This window comes from Synechococcus sp. 1G10 (assembly GCF_002252625.1).
Classification (GTDB): Bacteria; Cyanobacteriota; Cyanobacteriia; order PCC-6307; family Cyanobiaceae; genus Regnicoccus_A.
In genome coordinates this window covers 34,883-55,026 of record NZ_NQKW01000004.1, presented here as the reverse complement: position 1 = coordinate 55,026, position 20,144 = coordinate 34,883, and the positions used below count along the sequence as shown (strand labels likewise).

Here is a 20,144-nt window from a genome sequence, read left to right as displayed (position 1 = left end):
GTGGATCTGCCCCATGGCCCGGTCGGTTCTTGGTCGCCTCTTAACAATGCTCAAAGATTTGTGTTACGCTTCGCAAAGCACTTCGCTCTCCTCCAATGGCTGACTCCACCACCCGCTTCGGTTTTGTTGCGTTCGCTGAAACCTGGAATGGCCGTCTGGCCATGCTTGGCTTCGTGATTGGCCTGGCTACAGAGGTCCTCACCGGCCAAGGCATCCTCGGCCAGATCGGCCTGGGCTGATCGCGGCATCCACGAGCAACAGGTTCCCGTCATGACGGGCTCATCACCGGCCATGACCACCACCCTGGCGTTCACATTCAGCTTTGTTCCTCCCCACGAAGGGGAGGAGTCCATTGGCTGGAGCCAAGTAGTCGCAGATCATCAGGCTTCCCTCTGTGATGCAAGGGCACTGCGCATCCTGCGCTGTCCCAAGGCATGGAGCGGCAGCCTCGATTCCCTCGTACAGGCTGGGCAGGCCACGATCAGCTGCGAAGATCCTTTTGTCGGCCTGCCCAACACCGGTCCTGCGCGGGAACGGCTGCTATGTGATGCCGTCATTCCTCGTTTCGACGCCTCTCGCCTCTGGTTGCAGGTTCACGTCCTGGAAGCCGGCCAAGGTGTTTCGCCTACCGATGCTCCGCTTGGACACGAACGGCTTGATGCAGTTCCGCTCCAGCAGTTGAGCAACGAAACCTGCTGGTTCTACCCAACCGAGGATGGCGATTACCTTGCGTCGGAACGAACCATTGACGTGCGTTTCGGTCCTGGGGTGATGGCGGAACCATTGCCGACCTCCCAGCCGTTGTCCTATGACCGCGGTGATCTGCGCCTGCTCTGGTCGCTGATGGCAGATGACGAGGATCTCAGTTGTGTGGGACTCACCTATCAGCGCCGCCGGATCGAATTCCCCCGCCAGGCTGAACAGCCAGCCACCACGGCCACCTGGTCCTCCTTCCGGGTGGACGGCATGGCCAGTCCCTCCTTCCAGCGCCTCTCGACGATCTCCACCTACGGCTGATTAGACAGCTTTAGGTCGAGCAGCAAGTCAAGGTGAGGTGCCGTCAGATTTTTTCAGATCCGAGGCTTGGGCGACAGCCAACCGAATTATCGAGGCGATGTCCCTCAACAGGACCGGCAGGATTGATCGCCTCGTACTGCGGCAGCCTGCTGTCGGCACACTTCAGGCCGATTGAAGATGGGATTTGATCCGCGCAGCTGGGCCCGTGCGCCGGCCCGGGGCGCCCAGGTCACCGCCAACATTGACGCGCTGCTCGCCGAGAACGAAGCCCTGCGCCGGGAGGTATTTCTTCTGCGGCAGCAGCTCCTGCGCCAGCAGGCCCCAGGATCCGTTTTCAGGGGCGAAGTCAGTGTCGAGCGGGTGGAGGCCTGGGGTCAGGCTCTCGCCCGTCATCCCCGCTGGCGTGAGCTTCGGGTGGGCGCCTCGGCTCGGGTGGGGGAGACGCTGGTCTTCAGCGGCCTGCGTGGCCTGCTTGAGCATCTGAGCAGCCAGTGGAGCGATAGCGATCCCCGCGCCCAGCTGGAGGAGGAGCTTGATCGCCGCCTGCCAGGCCTCGGCAGCGCTCTGCGGCAGGCGCTGCGCGGCCCGCAGACCAAGGCTCGCCTGGCGGTACGGGTTGCCTTTGCGGTGTATGGCGTGCGGGCAACTGAATGGCTCTCGGAATCGCCCTTGCGTGTGGTCGACGAGCTGCTGGAGCGGATTGCGGCCCTGGAGCAGGCGGCCCGCCCGGCTCCGGCCGAGGACAGCACCGATCCAGTGCGGGCGGCCGCCTTTGCGGCGCTTGGTCTGCGCTGGGGTGCCTCGAGCGAGGCCATCAAGCGGGCCCACCGCCGCCTGGTGAAGACCCACCATCCCGACCAGGGTGGAGCCGTTGATGACTTCCGCCGTATCCATGCGGCTTATCAGCTGCTGATGGCCTGAGACCATGGCCAATCTCCCTGCTGGAGCGGATCGCCGCCTTAGCCTGGAGACCTAAGGCTGCTGCTGGCATGCCAGCGCCGAAGTGTTGATCTGGTGATCTGATGAAGCGCCGCTCCCTGGCAGGTTCGATCACCGGGCTGATGCTCTCGCTCGGGGGATTCGGGGGATGGCTCGTTGGCTCCCTGGAAGTGAAGGCGGATGTGATCCTGCATGCCTTTGACTGGTCGTATGCGGATATTGCCGATAAGGCCGAGGCGATTTCGGCAGCCGGCTACAAAGCGGTGCTGGTGACACCCCCATTGAAATCACCGAAATCAGCGAGTTGTGAGTGGTGGCTGCGTTATCAGCCCCAGGATTTCCGGGTGATCGACCATTGCGATGGCAATAAGGAATCCCTGGTGCTGGCGATTCAGGCGCTCAAGGCCAGGGGCGTGAAGACCTACGCCGACGTGGTGTTCAACCATATGGCCAATGAGAGAAACGGCGCAACGACCTTTCCTGGCGATCTCAGTCTGCGCCAGTATCAGGATGATTCACAGTATTGGAGCAGGCAAATTCTTTATGGAGATCGCAATGGCAATGGGGTCCTCGATAACGGAGTGCTGCCTGATGATGGCAAGCCCGATGGGCTGTTCGGAACCCAGGACTTTCACTCTGCAGCCTGCATCCGCGACTACAGCAATTCAAGATCGGTAGTTCGTGATCGCATCTGCGGTCCTGACCCTGATCCCGGTCTGCCCGACCTCGTTGATACCGACCCAGGCAAGCGCTGGGTGAATGATCAGCGCAAGCAGTATGTGCAGGCACTCTATGACCTTGGCATCCGCGGTTTTCGTATTGATGCCGCCAAGCACATGCCGAACAGCGCCATCAGCTCGTTCATCCCTGACGAGGTGACCAGAAACTCCCATCTCTTTGCTGAGATCATCACCTCCGGTGGGGCCACCTCGGATGATTATCAGCAGTTTCTCGAGCCCTACCTACGGGAACTGCCGCCGCAGTTTGGCGCTTATGATTTTCCCCTGTTCAATGCTCTAAAGCAGGCCTTCTCGTTTGGCCGCCCCCTCTCGGATGTGGCCTTTCCCTATGCCACCGGCAATGCCCTGGAGAACAGCCGTGCCATAACCATGGTGGTCACGCACGATATTCCCTACAACGATGTGTTCCGGTCGCTGATCTTCGATCAAGATGCGCCGTCGTCGGTGGATGAGGGGCTGGCTTATGCGTACATCATGGGCCGTGATGGTGGAACGCCCCTGGTATTTGATGACCAGTCGGATGGCGGATCCAACAATGGCCGCTGGCGCGATGTGTGGAGCAGTGATCGCATGCGCCGCATGATTTCCTTCCACAACCGCATGCAGGGCAAGCCTATGGAGGTGCTTGCCGCTGATGCCTGCACCCTGCTGTGGCGCCGGCAGGAAGACGGCATCGTGGCCATCAACAAATGTGATCAGCAGCGCTCAATCACAGTGGATACGCGCTCTAAATTCAAGTGGAATCACCCCTATCGCGACATGCTGACGGACACGCAATTGCCGGAGATCATGGGGCCCAGCTACACCTTCAACCTGCCTCCGCGCACCGCCCGGATGTGGTCTGCGGCCGGCTCCAGCCCTTCAAGTGATCCACTCAACCGCTGAAGCCATTGGCTTTGCCTCCCGCAGACGGACAAACGGCTCGGCTCGATTCAGGGCTTGAAGCACAACAGTGATGAACGGGGCGGTGAACCACACGGAAGCTCGCGGTTAGGCGGGATGGGCTCGGGTTCCCTGTGTTGGAGTAAGTGTCTGGGGAGCTCAGGGGTTCCGCTCAGCGGCCAGCATTTCAGGTTTGATCGATTGGATCGGGCCTAGGGCCAGCAGAATGCGGGCCATTCGCTGCCGGTTTATGTCGTTGCGCCGGACCGCTTCCATCGGCCTGCTGGCGATGGTGCCGGTGTCGATCGCCGCTCAGGCCCTGCACTGGGGCGACGGCGTGGTGTTCGTCACCTCGGCGATCGCGATCATCCCCCTGGCCATCTGGCTGAGCACCGCCACCGAGGAGCTCTCGATCACCCTGGGGCCCTCGATCGGCGCCCTGCTTAACGCCGTGTTCGGCAACGCCACCGAGCTGATCATCGCCCTGGTGGCCCTCAAGGCCGGCCTGGTGGAGATCGTCAAAGCGAGCATCACCGGCACAGTGATGGCCAACCTGCTGCTGGCCCTGGGGCTTTCGATGCTGGTGGGGGGCATCGGCCGTAAGGAACAGACGTTCCAGCCGGTGGTGGCACGGGTCAACGGCTCGGCCATGACCCTGGCTGTACTGGCGATCCTGATCCCCAGCCTGTCCGTGCTCTCGGGTGGCCATACGGCGGAGAGCACCCAGGGTTTCTCCACCTTCGTGGCCTGGGTGCTGCTGGCGGTCTATGGCCTCACGTTGCTGTTCTCCCTTGGCACTCATCGAAGCCTCTACGAGGTGGCCGCCGCCGATCTGGAGGCCCAGGAGGAGGGCTCAAGTGCCCACAAGCCGCCGCTGCTGCCCTGGTTGGGGGTGCTGCTGGGGGCCACGGCGGTGCTGGCCTACGAATCGGAACTTTTCGTTGGTGTGGTCGAGAGCGTGACCGAGGGTCTGGGGCTGACCGCCCTGTTCACGGGTGTGGTGCTGCTGCCCCTGCTGGGGGGCACGGCCGAATACCTCACCGCCGTGACCATGGCGCGCAAGAACAAGATGGATCTCTCGGTGTCGGTGTCGCTGGGCTCCACCCTGCTGGTGGCCCTGCTGGTGGTGCCGGTGCTGGTGCTGATCGGGCCGTTGCTGGGCCATCCCCTCGATCTGAGCTTTGATGTCTTCGAACTCGTGACGGTGATCACAGCGGTGCTGGTCAGCAATCTGGTGAGTGTCGATGGCCGCTCCGACTGGCTGGAGGGGGCGCTGCTGCTGGCGGCCTACCTGATCCTGGCGGCCGGGTTCTACTTCCAGGCGGGCTGAGCGCGATGGCCGCCACCCCCGAGGAGCGACCGGTGCTGCCGTTCCGCAGCCGGGCGGCCCTTGCCCGGCTCAAGGAGCTTCCGGCCCTGCAACTGCTGCTGGCCGCCTCCGCCACCCTGGCGGCCCTGGTGCTGGGTTGGAGCTGGCTGGCGCTGCTCGGTGGCCTGCTGACCCTGGCCCTTTCCTTGTGGCAGTTGCTGCCGCCTCTGTGGGTGATGCTTCGTTCGCGGCTTGAGGAGCCCGCCACGGTGCAGACCCTGGCCCTTTTGGGCCTGGTCCTGGGGGTGGTGGCGATCACGATTGCCCTTGGCTGGTGGCAGCCCCTGGTGGCGGTCTATCGCAGCGGCGACTGGAACGCGATCGGGGCGTTGGGTGAGGGGGTGATCGGGGCCTTCGGCCAGATCCTGGTGGCCTTCGTGGCCCTGGTGATCGCCTGGCGCCAGTTCGTGGTTGACCAGCGGCTGACCACCCAGCAGAACCGCATCACCCAGGCCCAGACCATCGACAGCTTCATGCAGGGTCTCTCCGAGCTGATCAGCGATGAGGACGGCTTGCTGGAGGACTGGCCCCTGGAGCGCATGCTGGCCGAAGGCCGCTTGGCGGCGGTGTTCGGCAGTATCGACGGCGAGGGCAAGGCCAAGATCCTGCGCTTCCTTGCCCACGCCCGCCTGCTCACGCCCCTGCGCCGGGACCAGCGCCTGGGAAGGGCGATTCTCGATGGCGATGGCAACTATGAGGTAGATCGCCTCGATGGCGTGCCCGTGATCCACCTGCACCAGATGCTGCGGGGGGTGGATCTCTCGGGTGTGGACCTGCGCGGGGTGGATTTCAACGCCGCCGACCTGGGTGGGGTCAACCTTCGCGGTGCAGATCTGGCGGACGCCAACCTGGCGGGGGTCAACCTCAGTGGTGCCGATCTCGATGGTGCCCGACTGGAGCGGACCCGTTTCTTCTACGGCACGGCCGAGGCGGCTTCACCCGCGGATCCGCGTACCCAAGCGGATTTCGCAGTGGGAGCCGGCACGGGGGCGATTGTCGAGAACGCCAACCTCTCCGACCTGCGCCAGCTCGACGCCGAGACACGCCTTTACCTGGCCTCCTGGGGCGGCAGCCGCACGCGCCAGAGCCTTTCCGGCAGCCTCAAGGCCATTCCCAGCAAGCTGGAGCGCTAAGGGGCCGGGTGACCCACTGGTGATATCGGCGATTGCATCACGCAGCTCAAGCTGCTGCAAAACCCAGGTTCTTGCGCGGAATTTTTGAATGGAGCCAAGCGGATTCGAACCGCTGACCCCCTGCATGCCATGCAGGTGCTCTACCAGCTGAGCTATGGCCCCATGATTAGCCTTGCGAACCGAACGCTGGACGATCGGCTGAACCCTTGGGCCCTCGCTTTGGCACTCGAAAGCTTACAACGCAGGGGTTCACCCGCTCCGTGATTCACGGTCTGGACGTCGCCGCCACCTGGCGCCAGACCGCCACCATGCGGCCCTGGACGGTGACCTGCTCAGCCTCCAGCTCGATCGGGGCGTAGGCCGGGTTGGCCGCTTCCAGCCGTACCTTGCCGCCCTTGCAGCTGAAGTGCTTCAAGGTGGTGCCGCTGCCGGCCACGTGGGCGGCAACGATCGTGCCGGGCCGGAGCCGGGCCGGATCGCTCACAGGCTCCATCAGGACGATGTCGCCATCGTCGATGTGGGCATCCACCATGCTGTCGCCGTTCACGGTGAGGGCGAACAGGCCACGGGTGTCCAGCAGCGGTGTGAGATCGAGTCGCTCGTGCACGTCGTCGAAGGTTTCGATCAGGCCGCCGGCGGCTACGGAGCCCAGCACGGGAATCCCCCCGGCGCTGGCGGGACCAAGCAGCTGCAGGGTGCGGGCCTGGCCTTCCTGCCAGGTGATCCAGCCCTTCTGCTGCAGGTGCCGCAGCCGGCTCTGGATCGGCGCCGGCGAGCGCAGCCCCATCGCCTCCATCATCTGGCGGATCGAGGGGCTGTGGCGGTGCTGCTGGATGAACTGCGCCAGCCAGTCGTAGAGCTGCTGCTGGGCGCTGGTGAGGTCCTGCCCGCTGGGAGCGGTTGGCCTGGAGGAGACGATCACCGGCAGTACGCATGAACCATGACACCAGTGTTCCCCCGGGCGTGCCAGTTGTCCAGCCCCGGGCTACATACAGGTTGGATCTTCAGAGGCAGGGCGTTTCGGGATCGGCCAGCAGGGCCGCCAGCAAGGCCTGCTGCACGTGCAGACGGTTCTCCGCCTGATCGAACACCCGGCTGGCGCTGCCTTCAATCACGCCGGCGCTGATCTCCTCGCCGCGGTGGGCCGGCAGGCAATGGAGAACGATGGCGCGGGGGTCGGCTTCTGCCAGCAGAGCCTCATCGACGCAGAAGCCCGCGAAGGCCTGCAGCCGCTGCTGCTGCTCCTGCTCCTGGCCCATCGAAGCCCACACATCGGTGTAGAGCACCTCGGCGCCTCGCACCGCCGGCAGCGGCTGATGCAGCACCGAAATCGTGGCTGCGCTGCCTGCCAGTGCCTGCGCCTGTGAAAGCACGGCGGGATCGGGAGCAAAACCCTCCGGGCAGGCCAGCCGCACATTCATCCCGACCAGGGCGCCGGTGAGCATCAGCGAGTGGGCCATGTTGTTGCCATCTCCCACGTAGGCCAGGGTGAGGCCTGCAAGGGAGCCGAAGCTTTCGCGGATGGTGAGGACATCAGCCAGTGCCTGGCAGGGGTGCTCCAGGTCGGTGAGGGCATTGATCACCGGAATCGAGGCCCAGTGGGCGTAGTCGGCAAGCTCCTTCTGCTCGAAAGTGCGGATTGCCAGGGCGTCGACGTAGCGGCTGAGCACCCGGGCGGTGTCGGCCACAGGCTCGCCGCGGCCCACCTGGGTGACGGAGGGGTTGAGGTCGAGCACCTGGCCCCCGAGGCGGCCCATGGCCACGGAAAAGCTGACGCGCGTTCGGGTGGAGGCCTTGGTGAAGATCAGGCCCAGCGCCTTGCCATTCAGGTCAAGGCGAGCGGAGCCTCGTTTGAAGTCTGCCGCGAGCTCCAGCAGCGCCAGGGTCTCATCGGTTGCGAGATCCGCTGAAGACAGCAGATCCCGGCCGCGCAGACCAGCGAGACCGGGATACCGCTGAGTGAAGTGCGGGCCCATGACCCCATTTCAAAGAACCCTTATCGGGGAGAACGTGCCCCCCCGTCAAGGGGCGGATCAGACAGGAGCCAGGACGGCTTCGCTTGGAAGGGTGCTGGAGGCCAGCAGATCCTTGAGCTCATCGCCCTCGATCACTTCCTTCTCGAGAATCTTGTGGGAGATGGCCTCGAGTAGATCACGGTTGTGGTGCAGGATCGCCAGGGCCCGATCGTGGGCCCGGTCCACCAGACCGCGCACTTCCTTGTCGATCTCCAGGGCGGTTGCATCACTCACGGCGCGGCGGGGGTTGGATCCCCCACCCAGGAAGCGGCTGCCGCCCTGCTTGTCGTAGGCAAGGGGGCCGAGGGTCTCGCTCATGCCGTAGGTGCCGATCATCTGCTCGGCGATGTCAGTGGCCCGCTGCAGGTCGTTGGCGGCGCCGGTGGTGACCTCACCGAAAACCACCTCCTCGGCGGAACGGCCGCCCAGCAGGGTGGCGATCTGGCCTTCGAGATCTTCCTTGGAATTCAGGAAGCGCTCTTCTGTGGGCAGTTGCAGCGTGTAGCCCAGAGCCGCCATGCCGCGGGGAACGATCGAGATCTTGGCCACCTTGCTGCCGCCGGGCATCAGGTGTCCCACGATCGCGTGGCCCACTTCGTGGTACGCCACCACTTTCTTTTCATCGGGCTGGAGCACCCGGCTCTTCTTCTCGAGGCCCGCCACCACCCGTTCGATCGCTTCGTTGAGGTCGGCCTGTTCCACCTCCTTGCGGTAGGCACGGGCTGCAAGCAGGGCCGCCTCATTGACGAGGTTGGCCAGGTCCGCGCCGGCGAAGCCGCTGGTGGCCTGGGCGATCTTGTCGATATCGATGCTGGGAGCCAGCTTCACTTTCTTGGCGTAGATATCCAGGATCTTCTTGCGGCCTGAGAGGTCGGGGCGATCCACCAGCACCTGGCGGTCGAACCGGCCCGGGCGCAGCAGGGCGGCATCGAGGGTTTCCGGCTGGTTGGTGGCCGCCAGCACGATCACCGGCTTGTCCTGGCCGGTGAATCCGTCCATCTCAGTAAGCAGCTGGTTGAGGGTCTGCTCCCGTTCGTCGTTACCGCCCACAACGCCCATCGAGCCGGATCGGCTCTTGCCGATGGCGTCGAGTTCGTCGATGAAGATGATGCACGGTGCCTTTTTCTTGGCCTCATCGAACAGGTCGCGGACGCGTGCGGCGCCGGCTCCCACGAAGAGCTCAACAAACTCGGAGCCAGAGATGATGAAGAAGGGCACACTGGCCTCACCGGCCACCGCCTTGGAGAGCAGGGTCTTGCCGGTGCCGGGAGGACCAACCAGCAGAACTCCCTTCGGGATGCGGGCGCCGATGGCGGCGTAGCGCTCTGGGGTTTTGAGAAAGTCAACGATTTCGTTGAGCTCGGTCTTCGCCTCATCCACTCCGGCCACATCAGCGAAGGTGACTCGTGACTCTTCATCAGGCACGTAGACCTTGGCCTTCGATTTGGTGAAGCTCAGAGCCCCCTGGGCACCACCACCACCCATGCCGCTGCGGCGGGCGAAGAACTGGAGCACCAGGATGAAGATCAAGGGCGGCACCACCCAGCTCAGCAACGTAGTGAAGAAGTTGGGGCGCTTCGGCGGGGCTGCGGCGAACTCAACCCCCTTCTGCTCCAGGCGTTGGGGTAGATCCATGTCGAAGATCGGCGTGGTGGCGAGCACCGAAGGGGCGCCTTCCTCAGCGTCGGTGATCTCGTAGCGGATCTGGTCCTGGGTGATGTAGGCCCGCTTCACATGGCCATCATTCACCTGATCGATGAACAGGGAGTAAGGCACCCTGGGCACCTGTGAGCCCTGATTGGGAAGGAAGTTACTGAGCAGTAGCAGGACCCCGAAGCCGATCAGCACCAGGTTGATGATCCCGAAACGCCGGCTCGGGGAATTGTCGTCCTGGCGGATAGCCATGGTGGCGGAGCACGTTGATGAGGCCAAACTAAGCGCAGGGGTTGGGGCGCCGGCCCGGCTGGCGGGGGTGAGAACCGAACGTCACGTCGGCCTTGATGTGTGTTTCAGCCGCAGTGGGCGAGAGATCCCCTCATCGCGCCCAGGTTCGCCGATGGCCTCGAGCCAGGGAGCAGCGCTCTCTTTTCGCCTGAGCTGCTGGCTCAGCGCCTCGCCTTCGTCACAATGCGATTCAGGCCCGCCGGCCTGCCGGACCGTCCACTGGAGCTCCGCTGATCCCTTTGCGCTTCCCACTTCGCGCCAGCCTCTCCAGCGAGGCACGACTCAGGCGGCGTCACCGCTTCTATGTCCGCCTGCTGCTGATCACCCTGTTCGTGATGACCTGCCTGGCGCTGCCCAGGAACCTGGTAAGCCTCGCCGGGTTTGGCTACAGCCTGACTACCGCATTGTTGGTGGTGGAGCTGGAAGGCTCGATCCGTCATGACGGCACGGGCAATCCCAGGGATCTGCCCTACCGCCTGCTCGGTCTGCTCACTCTGTTGGCCCAGTGGTTCTGGTACTTCACGCCCTTGTCGCATCGCGAAAGCGGCTGGCCCCTGCTCGTGCTCACCACCTTGTTCGTGGGCTGGAGTGTGCTGCGTCTGGTGGGATTTCTGGCGGAGGAACCGCAGGTGAACGGCAGCGTTCTGATGGGGGCTGTTTCGGGATACCTGCTGCTGGGCCTGACCGCCGGCCTGTTGTTCACGGGTCTGGAGACGATCCAGCCCGGCAGTTATTCGAACCTGCACGAACCGGGTTCGTCGTTGTTAGCCCCTGGCTCCATCAGCCAGGCCAGTCCGCATTTACAGCTGGTGGATTTTGCCCGGCTCAACTACTTCGCCTTTGTCTGCCTGAGCACGGTGGGCTTCGGTGACGTGCTCCCGACCACTCCCCTCTCCCAGATGAGTGCCGTGGCCTTCACCGTGATCGGGCCGATCTACATGGCCATCGTGATGGGGTTGCTGATCGGACGCTATGCCTCCGGCAGGGTGGTCAGGACTGACCGGGACGAACCCCCTGGCGAGTGAAGTCGCCGTCTGGCCGCCGTCTGGGCTAGTAAAGGGAAGTCATGGATCTTTTGCCGTGAGCCTTGAGCAACTTGACGCCTTCCTGCTCCACGCCCGCAGCTCAGCATCTCTGCAGGAGCAGCTGCAGCAACAGCTCGACCTTGAGGCCTTCCTGAAGCTGGCCCGGCAGGAAGGTTTCCCAATCGAAGAACGTGATGTGCTGGCAGCCCAGCAGCGGGAGGAAGCCCAGCTGAGCGACGAGGAACTGCAACATCGCGCCGGCATGGAAGCTCGCCGGCTGCGCACTTTCATTCCCGGCTGAGAGATTCATCCCCGGCTGAGACGTCGTGATCAGCGAATACGGTCCTGCCCCTGGCCAAACGGGATCTGCCTGTGCTGCGGTTGCTCGCTGAGCCAGGCCAGCAGGGCACTGAGTACCAGCAGCAACACCACCGGCAACAGCCAGTTCAGGCGGTTACCCCGGCCACCGCTTCCCACGAGCGTCAGGCGCCGCAGACCACTGGAGGCCTGCTGGGCGCCTGGCCCGAGCGGCAGGCTGCAGCGGCCGCACACCATCCGGCCCGCCAGGCTGCGGTCGCGGCGAACTTCCCAGCTACCGCAGCGGGGGCAGGACATCAGCGCCTCATCTCCCCGCGAAGCGGGAGGGTTCCCTGTAAACGGCGAAGGCGGCGAGCACTCCACCCACGAAGCCGCTCAGGTGGCCGATCCAGCTCACCCCCGCCGGGGTGAAGAAGGGCAGCAGGCCTGGGAGGAAACCGCCATAGCTCACGAGGCTGAACAGCGAGAGCAGCAGGGGCAGTGGGCGCCGCTCCAGGAAGCCGATCACGATCAGGTAGCCCACCAACGCAAATACCACGCCGGAGAGCCCGTGGTTGCCATTGCTGGAGAACAGCCACACCGGGATCGCCATCACATACACCCCCACCCAGACCGCCAGGTAGTCGTGCCAGCTCTTGAGCAGCACCAGCCAGGAGAGGGGCAGGAACCAGAGGCTGTTGCCCAGCAGGTGGCCCAGATCGCCGTGGCTGAACGGGGCGGTGAGCACCCCCAGGAACGAGCCTCCGGGCAGCATCGGCAGGTTCCAGCGCCCACCGAACACGATCTGATCGATCAGTTCCTGTCCCCAGGCCACCGAGAGGATCAGCAGGGGGATCATGGCGGTGCCGCCGAGCCGGTTCAGGAGGCGATCCAGACCCTGGCGCGGGCGTTGGCGAATGGGTGTGGGGTTAGCCATGCTGACTATTGTCATGGCCAGGACCAGTGAATGGGGAGCAGCGAGCCGCTGGAGGGCCAAGAACGGGAGCGCGTCTGTGACTATCCGCGTCCACCGGCGCTGGTGCCCAGCGGGGCTTTGGTTGAGGTGCGGGCTCTGGGGAAGCTGCTGGCGGAAACCCGCCGCTCGCTGAAGGTGCTCGAGACCTTCCATCCCCCCACCTATTACCTGCCGCCAGAAGACGTGCGCCTGGAGCTGCTTGAGCCCGCGGCAGGACGCAGCTTCTGTGAATGGAAAGGCCTGGCCCGCTACTACGACGTGGTGGTGGGTGAGCGCCGGCTGGAGCGGGCGGTGTGGTCGTATCCGCAGCCGACAGCAGCTTTTGCGGCTCTCGCCGGTTGGTTCGCGCTTTACCCGGCCCTGATGGATGGCTGCTGGCTGGACGGCGAGAGGGTGATTCCCCAGCCCGGAGGCTTTTACGGGGGTTGGATCACATCCAGTGTGGAGGGGCCGTTCAAGGGGGATCCGGCCCATCCAGAGCTGATCTGAGACAGGTAGCTCAAGCGGCGGCTGGAGGGACGCGGCAACCGATCTGGATGCGGCCGGAGTCGAGAAGACGTCCGAGCTTGAGAGCCACAGCCTCCTCCTGGCGGTTGAAGCCACTCTGCTGAGCCGCCACCCAGTTGATCTCCGCTTCCGTGATCACTCCGCTCGAAAGACTCTCGAGAAAGAGTTCGCCCATGCCCATGGCGTCTCGTGTGCGGGGAATCTGCAGAACTTATCTCTGGGGTCAGCTGAAGGCCAGGGATGCCACAGCTTTTTTAAGAGCCGAACCAAGTCAGTCGGTCTGGTGCTGCGTTCTGCGTTGTGCGGTGCTCCGCTCAGTTCGAGCCGCTGGGGACGGGCTGCAGCGTTTCGCCGTCCCGATCCCAGAGCACATACTTGAAGCAGCGCCGGATGTCGGCGATGGTCAGGCGCGTTGCCCCAGTCAGCAGGGAAGCATTGCGCTCCTGGCAGGCCCGCAGGTGGTAGTTCGGAATGCGCTCGCAGAGGTGATGGATGTTGTGGCAGCCGATGTCAGCTGTGAACCAGTTCAGGATCCCGGGGAGCACCAGCAGGCTGGTACCGGCGATCGCGCCCTCGATAGGGTCCCACCCCTCGCTGCGGTGGGCGTAGGACCCCTCGAAGTTGTGCTGAACGAAGAAGATGCAGATGAACAGCGCTGCTGATGCGGCCATCACCAGCGAGTAGAGGCTCCAGAACAGGCCGGCCCCGATCCAGTGGCACAGCAGCACCCAGCTGACGATCACGCAGATGTTGTTGAGCAGCAGATCGATGAATTCGGCTCTGCTGTACCAATGGCGGGATTTGAACGAGAGGATGAGTTCGGACCATGGTGTGGGCCAGTCGGCGCGGAGCCTGGTGCTGACATGGCCTAGGAACTGGGCTGTTCCCAGGAGCAGGGCCAGCCTGGGCTTGATCACCAGGTAGAAGAAGCCGCCGGGGAAGAGCATCAACGGGTGGCGCAGCAGCCGGTACACCCATTGACTGCGCGGGCTGAGCTGCTCGTACTGCTCCAGGCTGATCAGGGCTGAGGGTCCCCGGTAGAGGTCCCAGTTGCCGTTGTGCTTGTGGTGGTAGGCGTGTCCCTGCGACCAGGGGTACTGGGGGATGGCGTTGATGACGCCCAGCAGGAATCCCGCCGCCCTGTTCAGCCGTTTCGTGCTGAACAGGGAGTAGTGACCGCAGTCGTGCATCAGCGAGAAGCAGCGCCCTGAGAGCAGTACCAGCACCAGCAGCAGCGGTGGCGTGAGCCAGAGCCAGAGCCGAGCCACGACCACGGTGATGGCCCAGAGCAGCAGGTAAGCCCCGACCGTGCTCAGGATCTGCCAGGTGGCGAGGCGATCGTCGCTGGCGATGAAGGGCTTGAGAACGAAATCTCCATACCGGACGCCGCTGGCAGACGGGCTGGAGCGGGACTCGGGGGGAGAAGTCTCGAGCAGAGGGGAGGCGCGCAGAACCCTGAATTTGTAAGGATTAACACCTTAGGCAGCCGCTCCGGGCCTGGCGGGCCTCCGCCTTAAGCCAATCCGCTCATTTGTGTCCGGATTCGTCTGTGCTCAGGGAATCTTTGGGCCGATGGCTCTGTTCGGGAGCATGGTTGGCACCAGCGCCGCTCTCTTTCGAGCTCCATGAACGACCCCAACGGCCCGGCCTGGCAGCGGCTGAGCCATTCCGCCCTGCTGCGTTTCCTGTTGCTGCTGGCCTCTGGCTGGGCGGTGGTGCAGCTGATCGACTATTTCCGTGTGGTGTTGTCCCTGTTCACCGCGGCGGCGGTGCTGGCGGTGGTGCTGGACTACCCGGTGCGGCGGCTGGTGCGACTGGGGTGCAGCCGTGGGCTGGCGATCCTGCTCACCTTGTTGGCCGGCATCGGGGTGGCCAGCTTTTTCGTGGCGGTGCTCGGCTTCCAACTGATCAACCAGGGCAGCAGCCTGATCAACGATCTGATGCTGGGTCTGCAACGCCCCGATCTTCCCTTTCACGGGTTCCTGAAAACGATCAACCTCCAGCAAGTGCTGGAGCTGCTGCGCGCCAGCCTCGGCACGGGCCTGGGGGTGATCGGCGGCGCTTTCTCCAACGTCTTCGGCGGAGTGTTTCTGCTGGTGATCGTGGCTTACATGCTGATCGACAACGGGGCCACCTGGAGCCAGGCCTTGCGCCTGCTTCCGGAGGATGTGCGCGAGCGCTTCGACCGCAGCGTGCAGAAGAACGTGCTGGGGTTCCTCAGAGGTCAGATCACGCTGATGATCTTTCTCAGCCTCGCCAGTTTCCTGGTGTTCGCCGTGCTGGGGGTGAAGTTCTCCCTGATCCTGGCGATCCTGGTGGGAGTGCTGGATGCCATCCCCGGCATCGGCGCCACTCTCGGGGTGATCGTGGCCTCCAGCCTGGTGTTCCTGACCCAGGGGCAGTGGCTGGCCCTGCAGGTGGTGATCGCCTCGGTGGTGCTGCAGCAGGTCCAGGACAACTTCATCCATCCCCGGGTGATGGGCCGTGCCCTGGAGATCAGGCCAGTGGTGCTGTTCTTTGCCCTGTTCATCGGCGAGCGGCTGGCGGGTCTGCTGGGGGTGTTCCTGGCGATTCCCGTCACAGGCATGATCCTGGGCTGGGGCAAGGAGAGCGGGGAGGCCGGCTCGCCGGTCCAGGCGGATACCACCCAGCAGGAGGCCAATCCTTAACCCATCAACCTGCCAGCATCGGGCCCTTCCGCTTTTGGCCCGCCCGTGCCCAGCTTCGATCGCCGCACCACCCTGCTGGCGCACAATGCCGGCCACTGGGAGGGCAGCTTCATTCGCCTGGACGGCCAGGGCCTTGAGAGCGAGCGCTTCGGCACACGCCTGCATGTGCACGAGACAGGCGGCCAGATCGAAGCGGCCCTCACCTACCTGAACACCGGCAAGGTGGCGACGATGCGCTTTGCCGAGCCGCCGGACTTGATGGCGATCAGCCCTGACGGTCACTGGAGCCTCGGCCCCGACAAGACGGGACCCTGGCCGGCGGTGATGGAGCTGTGCCTCGTGGATGGCCAGCGGCGGCGGCGGCTGGTTGTGCGTCACGGCGCCGAGCGGCTCGAGAGCGTGGTGGTGGTGGTGGAGGCCCGCCCCGGGGTGGTGGATCCGGCTCCGGCGGCGCCCCTGCGGGCCACGGTTCTGCCGGATGGCGATGGTTCGGGCCGTGGCTGCTGGCAGCTCACGGACGACCTCAGCCTCACCACAGCCCTGGAGCGCCGCTTTGGAGACCCCCTGGCGGTGAGGCTGTGCTGGCGGCCCCAACCGGGACGGGAGCTGGTGCTGGAGCGTGCCTATGGCGCGAACGGCCTGCCCCAGCCGGAGCTGCTGCTGATCTGAGAGCGGATTCAGCTCACGCGCACGCCTTTCCAGAAGGCCACCCGGCCCTTGATCTCACTGGCGGCCTGTTTGGGCTCGGGGTAGAACCAGGCCGCATTCGCGTTCACCTGATCCCCCACCACCACGTCGTAGTAGTGGGCTTCGCCCTTCCAGCCACAGACGCTGCGGTGTGATGACGGCCGTAAGTGCTCGCTGACCAACGCCTCGGAGGGGAAGTAGGCGTTGCCTTCGAGTTTCACGATGTCGTCACTGCTGGCGATCACGGCGTCGTTCCAGCGGGCTTCCATGGCAGTGCAGCAAGGGTCTTTCATCCTGGAGCCCAGGTGAGCCGGTTGTGGCGGCCAGCTTGCGGATCTGCTCAGGCCTGCTTCAGCTCCTCGGCCCCCGCGATCAGTCGCTCCCTGGTGGCCGCGTAGATGCGTTCAGCTTCCTCGGGACTGCGGCCGATGCAGGTCATGCCCAGCTTGCCGAATTCCGAGAGGCAGCCCAGCAGGTGGAACACGCTGCCGTGCAGTGCGGCCGGGTCGAAGTGCAGTCCGGCGGCGGCCACGATGTCGATCAGGTCCACCGGCAGCAGCCCCTGCAGCCTCGGGTCGCAGAGGTTATCGGTGGCGGCATAGAACAGCGACTGGCCGGTGGGGGAGCGGAACAGGCCGCTGGCGCCATCGATGCGGCCGTTGGTGGCATAGCGCAGGGCCATATAGGGGTGGGTGGTGCCGCCCTTGCGCAGGTTCACCTCGATCGCCTGCAGATCCCAGTGCTCGCCGAAGCGGCGCGCCACGAAATCCACCGCGTAGCGCTCCAGGGCGCCCTCTGCCGCCAGGGCCTGGCCCACCGCCAGCCCGTGACGCATCAGCTCGGCCCGGTACTGCGTCTGGGCGGGAAAGGTACAACCCAGGTAGGTCTGTCCGCTCACTCCGCCGAGCACCTGCTCATGGGTGGAGAGCACCTCCACCGCGCCGCCCGGGTGGATCATCCCCTGCACGCTCGGTGAGGCCAGCTCGTCGCCTCCCAGCAGCCAGGCCTCCACCAGGGCCCCCTGCTCCTGCAGCAACTGGCGCCACTGGGGTGGTGGCATCGCCAGGGTCTCGAGGGCCTCACGCAGGCGAGCTCGGCGCTCCCGGCCGCTCAGCTCCGCCAGTTGCAGGGGCTCCAGCTCCAGGGGGGCATTGCCTTCGCCGCTGAATCCCTGGTCCAGTTTCACAACCACCCGGCTCAGCTCGGGGTGGGCTTCCCACAGCTCAGCCGTGACTTCGGCGAGGGCCTCGAGGTCATGGACCAGGGCGCTGCCGGGCGGATGGGGCACAGCGCAGTGGCGGAACAGCTCGCGGCTGCCGGCCTTGCCGCCCCAGTGACTCAGGGCTGGATCGGTGCCCAGCAGCGGCACCTGCAGGCGCTCGGAGAGTTGCTTCTCCTGCTCGGTCACGTTGAAGCAGGTCATGAAGCTGCGCCCCGGCCGCAGGCGCTCGCGGATGCGCCCCAGCAGCGCCGGCCGCTCCAGCAGCTTCTCGGTGAGGGGCCGACTTGAAGCATCGTCCGTGTCGAACAGGTGCAGTCGCCGGCGGGCGTGGGAGGCGGGCACCCCTGGCAGCAGCTCCAGCACGGCATCCACCACCAGTTCAGGCAGCAGCTTGCTGGTGATGTACACCGCCCGCACGCCGGGGTCGCGCAGGCGGATCAGCGAGAACAGCTGCCGTTCCTCGTAGTGGTGGGCACCGGTTACCAGCGCCATCTGATGGTGATCGAGGCTGAGTGAGGGCACCACCAGCAGATCCCAGCCCTCGTTGCCCCCCTCGCTACCACCGTTCTGGTCGCTGCCTGGATGGAACTCGCCCCATTCCGGTCGCAACTGTCGCTGGAGTTCGCTGAAACTCAGAGCCATCGTGAGATCAGCCCCTGATCAGGCTGTGCGTGGGGAAGGGCATTCCCGCCTGATGCTTCTCCACCACTTCACCGATGCGCAACAACAGCTCCTGCTGCAGATCCCAGGCGGCCTGGATGTCGCCACTGGCCACATAGCAGAGCAGGCGCAGGTTGAGACTGGATTCCCCATAGCCAACGAAATGCACTGCCGCTGCCTTGTCGTGATCGATCCTCGTGTTCGAATCCAGCTGCTGGCGCAGCTCGGCGATGATGGGCTCGATCGCGGCACGGTCGTCGTAGCGCAGCCCGAAGTCGATCCAGACCCGCCGGCTGTCGATCCGGGCGACGTTGATGATCGGCTTCACGGTGAAGATCGAATTTGGGATGAAGACCGGCTGTCGTTCCGGATCACGCAACTCCGTGTAGAACCAGCTGATTGTTTGCACGGTGCCGTTGACATCTTCTGCGGGGATTCGGATGAGATCCCCCACCACGAAGGGTCTGTTGATGTAGAGGCTGATGCCGCTCAGACCATTCTCCACGATCGTGCGGGCGCCGAAACCCAGGGCCGCGGCACCGAAGCCACCGGCGGTGGCCAGAAGGGCGGTGGGGGTGCCAAGCCGCCGCAGCAGCTCCAGGCTGATGATCACAGCCACCAGCACCGTGAGCAGCTTGTCGCTGAGATCGAAGAGGTACAGGCGCTCCCGCTGGGGAAGATGTGGGAACACCTGCTGGGAGTAGGCGTCGGCCTTGCGCCAGATCTCGCCCTTCCAGCGCAGCAGCTCGGGGCCCAGCAGGGTCAGCAGCCACCAGGCGGTGGAACTGACCAGGATCATGAGCGTGAGGCTGAGGCGGCTGCGCAGCACCAGAGCGCGGCCCAGCGATCCACTGGGAAGCCGCTGGCCAACCAGTTGCAGGCTCAGCCAAACCCCAGCCGCCAGCAGGATCCCCAGCAGGGGAATCGGCAGGCTCAGCTGGAGGGGATTGAGCATGGCTGGCCTCTAAGGACGGTCGTCCAGCGCCTTCAGCCCTCGGGTCCGTTCAGCTCCCAGATCAGATCGGCTCCCGAGCGGCTCAGCCCCAGCTCCCGCCAGGAGGGCGCCATCGCCATCGAGCTCAGCTGCAGATCCCCCAGCGGTGTGCGGGCGGCGATGCCACCCAGCAACTTCGGGGCCACCACCGCCACCAGCCGCTGCACGCAACCCTGGCGCAGCGCCGCCGCCGCCAGGGTCGGGCCGCACTCCCACAGCACCTGGTTGCAGCCCCTCCGGGCCAGGGCCTGCATCAACTCCAGCGGTTCGCAGCAGGCAAGCTCCAGCCGCTCCACCCCCAGCCCATCCAGCCGCAGTCGTGCTGGCTCGGGGGCCTCGGGCCCATGGGCCACCAGGGTGGGAGCCGCGCGCTGGTCCCACAGCTGGGCCCGCTCCGGCAGCTCCAGGCCGCGGCTGATCACCACTCGCAGCGGCTCGATCGCGCGCCGCCCCCGGCTGGTGAGCAGGGGATTATCCGAGCGCAGTGTGCCGCCACCCACGATCACCGCATCGCAATCGGCCCGCAGCTCGTGCACCCTCTGCCGCGACGCTGGCCCGCTGATCCACTGGCTGGCTCCGTTGGACAGGGCCGTGCGTCCGTCCACGCTCATCGCCCACTTGAGGACCCCCAGGGGCCGGCTGGTGCGCAGCCGGTGGCAGAAGGCGGCATTCAGGTTCTGGGCCTCGGCCTGGCGCACCCCCACCAGCACGTCCGTCCCGGCCTGGCGCAATGCCTTGATGCCTTCGCCCGCCACCCGCGGATCAGGGTCCTCCATGGCCACGATCACCCGCCGGATCCCTGCTGCGATCACGGCCTCGCTGCAGGGGGGCGTGCGGCCCTGGTGACAGCAGGGCTCCAGGGTCACCACCAAGGTGCCCCCTCGAGCCCGATCTCCCGCCTGGGCCAGGGCTCCCACCTCCGCGTGGGGCCTTCCGGCAGCGGCGTGGAAGCCCTCCCCCACCAGCAGGCCGCTGGCATCGACCACCAGGGCGCCCACCAGGGGGTTGGGGCTGGTGCGACCCCGCGCCAGGGCGGCCAGGCCGAGGGCGCGCTCCATCCAGGTGCTC

22 protein-coding genes and 1 tRNA gene are annotated in these 20,144 nt (G+C 65.2%); 11 read left to right on the top strand and 12 right to left on the bottom strand.

Annotated features, from left to right (window positions below; all coding sequences use genetic code 11):
- Positions 1-95 precede the first annotated feature (95 nt).
- From CJZ82_RS04855 to CJZ82_RS04830, 6 genes are all read left to right on the top strand, one after another.
- Positions 96-239, top strand: a complete 144-nt coding sequence (locus CJZ82_RS04855; protein WP_094554677.1) for a chlorophyll a/b-binding protein — start codon at positions 96-98, stop codon at positions 237-239.
- Between the two features lie 52 nt (positions 240-291).
- Complete coding sequence (locus tag CJZ82_RS04850) at positions 292-1,017, top strand: hypothetical protein (RefSeq protein ID WP_094554676.1); 726 nt, start codon at positions 292-294, stop codon at positions 1,015-1,017.
- A gap of 177 nt (positions 1,018-1,194) precedes the next feature.
- Positions 1,195-1,938 carry a J domain-containing protein gene (locus CJZ82_RS04845; protein WP_094554675.1) on the top strand — a complete coding sequence of 248 codons (744 nt, stop codon included), beginning with the start codon at positions 1,195-1,197 and terminating at the stop codon, positions 1,936-1,938.
- 101 nt (positions 1,939-2,039) lie between these two features.
- Positions 2,040-3,581, top strand: coding sequence for an alpha-amylase family protein (locus CJZ82_RS04840; RefSeq protein ID WP_094554674.1), 1,542 nt, complete (start codon positions 2,040-2,042; stop codon positions 3,579-3,581).
- A gap of 247 nt (positions 3,582-3,828) precedes the next feature.
- Entirely contained in the window at positions 3,829-4,908 is a 1,080-nt protein-coding gene (cax, locus tag CJZ82_RS04835) for a calcium/proton exchanger (RefSeq protein WP_094554673.1), read from the top strand.
- 5 nt (positions 4,909-4,913) lie between these two features.
- Positions 4,914-6,080, top strand: coding sequence for a pentapeptide repeat-containing protein (locus CJZ82_RS04830; protein ID WP_094554672.1), 1,167 nt, complete (start codon positions 4,914-4,916; stop codon positions 6,078-6,080).
- An 89-nt stretch (positions 6,081-6,169) separates the two neighbouring features.
- On the opposite strand, the gene CJZ82_RS04825 is transcribed toward CJZ82_RS04830, so the two are convergent.
- From CJZ82_RS04825 to ftsH, 4 genes are all read right to left on the bottom strand, one after another.
- Positions 6,170-6,242: transfer RNA gene (locus CJZ82_RS04825), tRNA-Ala, on the bottom strand.
- A gap of 103 nt (positions 6,243-6,345) precedes the next feature.
- Entirely contained in the window at positions 6,346-7,002 is a 657-nt protein-coding gene (gene lexA, locus CJZ82_RS04820; protein ID WP_094554671.1) for a transcriptional repressor LexA, read from the bottom strand.
- Between the two features lie 82 nt (positions 7,003-7,084).
- Complete coding sequence (gene argF, locus CJZ82_RS04815; RefSeq protein WP_094554670.1) at positions 7,085-8,056, bottom strand: ornithine carbamoyltransferase; 972 nt, start codon at positions 8,054-8,056, stop codon at positions 7,085-7,087.
- Positions 8,057-8,113: 57 nt separating this feature from the next.
- Positions 8,114-10,000 (bottom strand): ATP-dependent zinc metalloprotease FtsH, encoded by a 1,887-nt coding sequence (gene ftsH, locus CJZ82_RS04810; RefSeq protein WP_094554669.1) that lies wholly within the window; start codon positions 9,998-10,000, stop codon positions 8,114-8,116.
- Between the two features lie 278 nt (positions 10,001-10,278).
- On the opposite strand from ftsH, the gene CJZ82_RS04805 reads away from it, so the two are divergent.
- Both CJZ82_RS04805 and CJZ82_RS04800 read left to right on the top strand, forming a co-directional pair.
- Positions 10,279-11,064, top strand: a complete 786-nt coding sequence (locus CJZ82_RS04805; protein WP_094554668.1) for a potassium channel family protein — start codon at positions 10,279-10,281, stop codon at positions 11,062-11,064.
- A gap of 55 nt (positions 11,065-11,119) precedes the next feature.
- Entirely contained in the window at positions 11,120-11,365 is a 246-nt protein-coding gene (locus tag CJZ82_RS04800) for a Nif11-like leader peptide family RiPP precursor (protein WP_094554667.1), read from the top strand.
- 29 nt (positions 11,366-11,394) lie between these two features.
- On the opposite strand, the gene CJZ82_RS04795 is transcribed toward CJZ82_RS04800, so the two are convergent.
- Positions 11,395-11,679 (bottom strand): hypothetical protein, encoded by a 285-nt coding sequence (locus tag CJZ82_RS04795; protein ID WP_094554666.1) that lies wholly within the window; start codon positions 11,677-11,679, stop codon positions 11,395-11,397.
- 7 nt (positions 11,680-11,686) lie between these two features.
- Entirely contained in the window at positions 11,687-12,313 is a 627-nt protein-coding gene (locus tag CJZ82_RS04790) for a rhomboid family intramembrane serine protease (RefSeq protein ID WP_094554665.1), read from the bottom strand.
- A 15-nt stretch (positions 12,314-12,328) separates the two neighbouring features.
- Between CJZ82_RS04790 and CJZ82_RS04785 the strand changes: the two genes are divergently transcribed.
- Entirely contained in the window at positions 12,329-12,826 is a 498-nt protein-coding gene (locus CJZ82_RS04785) for a DUF427 domain-containing protein (RefSeq protein ID WP_094554664.1), read from the top strand.
- Between the two features lie 10 nt (positions 12,827-12,836).
- Here CJZ82_RS04785 and CJZ82_RS04780 read toward each other — a convergent pair whose 3' ends face one another.
- Together CJZ82_RS04780 and CJZ82_RS04775 are read right to left on the bottom strand one after the other, a co-directional pair.
- A complete protein-coding gene (locus CJZ82_RS04780; protein ID WP_094554663.1) occupies positions 12,837-13,025 on the bottom strand; it encodes a hypothetical protein in 189 nt (62 codons plus the stop codon).
- Positions 13,026-13,158: 133 nt separating this feature from the next.
- Positions 13,159-14,118, bottom strand: a complete 960-nt coding sequence (locus CJZ82_RS04775; protein ID WP_233130057.1) for a fatty acid desaturase — start codon at positions 14,116-14,118, stop codon at positions 13,159-13,161.
- A gap of 351 nt (positions 14,119-14,469) precedes the next feature.
- On the opposite strand from CJZ82_RS04775, the gene CJZ82_RS04770 reads away from it, so the two are divergent.
- The gene (locus CJZ82_RS04770; protein ID WP_094554661.1) at positions 14,470-15,513 is read left to right on the top strand and encodes an AI-2E family transporter; all 1,044 of its coding nucleotides are present in this window, start codon (positions 14,470-14,472) and stop codon (positions 15,511-15,513) included.
- A 45-nt stretch (positions 15,514-15,558) separates the two neighbouring features.
- A complete protein-coding gene (locus CJZ82_RS04765; protein WP_094554660.1) occupies positions 15,559-16,182 on the top strand; it encodes a DUF3598 family protein in 624 nt (207 codons plus the stop codon).
- A gap of 8 nt (positions 16,183-16,190) precedes the next feature.
- On the opposite strand, the gene CJZ82_RS04760 is transcribed toward CJZ82_RS04765, so the two are convergent.
- The 4 genes from CJZ82_RS04760 to ribD all read right to left on the bottom strand — a co-directional run bounded on the left by CJZ82_RS04760 (position 16,191) and on the right by ribD (position 20,134).
- Complete coding sequence (locus CJZ82_RS04760) at positions 16,191-16,469, bottom strand: DUF427 domain-containing protein (protein ID WP_094554659.1); 279 nt, start codon at positions 16,467-16,469, stop codon at positions 16,191-16,193.
- A 71-nt stretch (positions 16,470-16,540) separates the two neighbouring features.
- Positions 16,541-18,064: a peptide ligase PGM1-related protein gene (locus CJZ82_RS04755; RefSeq protein WP_094554658.1), complete on the bottom strand. Its 1,524-nt coding sequence runs from the start codon at positions 18,062-18,064 to the stop codon at positions 16,541-16,543.
- A gap of 7 nt (positions 18,065-18,071) precedes the next feature.
- Positions 18,072-19,037 carry a mechanosensitive ion channel family protein gene (locus CJZ82_RS04750; protein WP_094554657.1) on the bottom strand — a complete coding sequence of 322 codons (966 nt, stop codon included), beginning with the start codon at positions 19,035-19,037 and terminating at the stop codon, positions 18,072-18,074.
- Between the two features lie 32 nt (positions 19,038-19,069).
- Positions 19,070-20,134 (bottom strand): bifunctional diaminohydroxyphosphoribosylaminopyrimidine deaminase/5-amino-6-(5-phosphoribosylamino)uracil reductase RibD, encoded by a 1,065-nt coding sequence (gene ribD / locus CJZ82_RS04745; RefSeq protein ID WP_094554814.1) that lies wholly within the window; start codon positions 20,132-20,134, stop codon positions 19,070-19,072.
- Positions 20,135-20,144 lie beyond the last annotated feature (10 nt).